Raw genomic sequence first — 2,051 nt, 5'->3', positions numbered from 1 at the left:
CCCCCCCCGCCGATGAGGAAGTGGCCGAGACAATGGCAAAGCGGCTGCTGCCCAGCAGGCCGTAGCACAGCAATCCGGCGAACAGGGCAATGACCCCGGCCTGGGGCGGCAAGGCGGCGATACCGGAATAGGCCACGGCCTCCGGCAGCAACAGGCCGGCGATGGACAAGCCGGCCAGCAGGTCACGGCTGCGCTTGGGGACAACAGTTGGCTGGGTGAGGGGTTCAGTGGCCAATCGGGTTCGTCCGTGAAAAGGCAAAATTCGAATTCAGAGGGTGTCGCCCAACCGCATCAACGTGTTTGGGCAGGCTTGCAGCCAGAGGGGCGGGAATGGCCATGGGCGGGTTCCTGGCAGCAATAAGAGCACCAGCTTAGCCCTTTATTCAAGGCAGCAAACGATCCCGATCAATGCCTTGAACGACAACGCCGCCGGTACAGTGAAGTACCGACGGCGTTGTGTGCAGCAGCAGGTTCGCCAGTGAGGCGTCCGCGCGCCTTGCAGTTGGCTTGCGGGCGTCTTCGCCGGCAAGCCGGCTCCTACCGGAAGGCGCCGGGAGGCTGTCAGGACGCCAGGGAGTACACCAGCGCCGTAATGGCCACCAGCCCCACCAGGGTCACGAAGACGTTGGAGGCCTGGCCGCGATAGCGGGCCATGGCCGGCACTTTGCGAATGGCGTACATCGGCATCAGGAACAGGATCGCCGCGATCACCGGGCCGCCCATGGTCTCGATCATCGTCAGGATGCTCGGGTTGAGGGTCGCCACGGCCCAGCAGATCACCAGCATGAAGGCGGCGGTGACCCGGTCCAGGGTTTTCGTCCCCGGACGTCGGCCGCTCTTGCCGATCAGGCCCTTGAGGCCTTCGCTGGCACCGATGTAGTGACCCAGGAAGGACTTGGCGATGGCCACGAAGGCAATCAACGGCGCGGCGAAGGCGATGGTCGGGTTCTGGAAGTGGTTGGCCAGATAGGACAGGATCGACAGGTTCTGCGCCTTGGCTTCCGCCAGTTGCGCCGGGCTCAGGGTCAGTACGCAGCTGAAGACGAAGAACAGCACCATGCCCACCATCAGCAGGTGGGCGCGCGAGAGGATCTGCGAGCTGCGCTCTTCGGCGTGCACGCCATAGCGGCGCTTCTGGTCCACGGCAAAGGCCGAGATGATCGGCGAATGGTTGAACGAGAAGACCATCACCGGAATCGCCAGCCACAGGGTATGCAGGAAGGCCGAAGGCGCCGGGACATCGCTGACGGTGGCGAGGATGCCGCCATTCCAGTGCGGGATCAGGAACACCGCGAGGAACAGCAGGGCCACGATGAACGGATAGACCATCAGGCTCATGGCCTTGACGATCACCTGCTCACCGCAACGCACCACCACCAGCAGGCCGAAGATCAGCACCAGGGCCAGGATCGCCCGCGGTGGCGGCGCGATGTGCAGTTGGTTGGTCATGAAGCTGTCGACGGTGTTGGTCAGGGCCACGCTGTAGATCAGCAGGATCGGGAAGATCGCCAAAAAGTACAGCAAGGTGATCAGGGCACCGGCGGTGAGGCCGAAATGCTCTTCCACCACGTCAGTGATGTCCGCACCGTCACGCCCGGAGAGCACGAAGCGGGTCAGGCCGCGGTGGGCATAGAAGGTCATGGGGAAGGCCAGCAGCGCCAGGATCAACAGCGGCCAGAAACCGCCGATGCCGGCATTGATGGGCAGAAACAGGGTACCGGCACCGATGGCCGTGCCAAACAGGCCGAGCATCCAGGTGGTGTCTTGGCGGTTCCAGCTACTCAGAGTCGCTGGGGTCGCCGTTTCAAAGCGTTGATCAACGCTGTTGGCCTGATCATTCATCCGGTGGGATCTCCACATTCCGGTCGTTTGCCATTCGATCAGGGCGCGTCGGAATACCCGACAGACAGAACCCCGACCGAAACAGAGGGGGCGCGATTGTCCGGGATTCCAAGGGCGCTGCATAGACTCAGCTGAGGAACGGTTTATGCGCTGCAGATTTATTTTTCCGCCGAGGCGAGGCGTCTGGTCCGGCCCTCTCCCGCTCAATC

Annotated in this window: 2 protein-coding genes; both read right to left on the bottom strand. The window is 63.1% G+C overall.

Annotated features, from left to right (window positions below):
* Nucleotides 1-235 (bottom strand): SulP family inorganic anion transporter (locus tag BLX41_RS35210; RefSeq protein WP_259744785.1); only part of this gene is annotated, 235 nt, incomplete at its 3' end.
* Between the two features lie 326 nt (nt 236-561).
* Nucleotides 562-1,842, bottom strand: a complete 1,281-nt coding sequence (locus BLX41_RS12680; protein ID WP_123725153.1) for a serine/threonine transporter — start codon at nt 1,840-1,842, stop codon at nt 562-564.
* Nucleotides 1,843-2,051 lie beyond the last annotated feature (209 nt).

It is taken from the genome of Pseudomonas protegens, from assembly GCF_003732485.1.
GTDB lineage: Bacteria > Pseudomonadota > Gammaproteobacteria > Pseudomonadales > Pseudomonadaceae > Aquipseudomonas > Aquipseudomonas protegens_B.
Note: the sequence above shows the minus strand (reverse complement) of the source record. Positions and strands in the feature narration are given on the sequence as shown.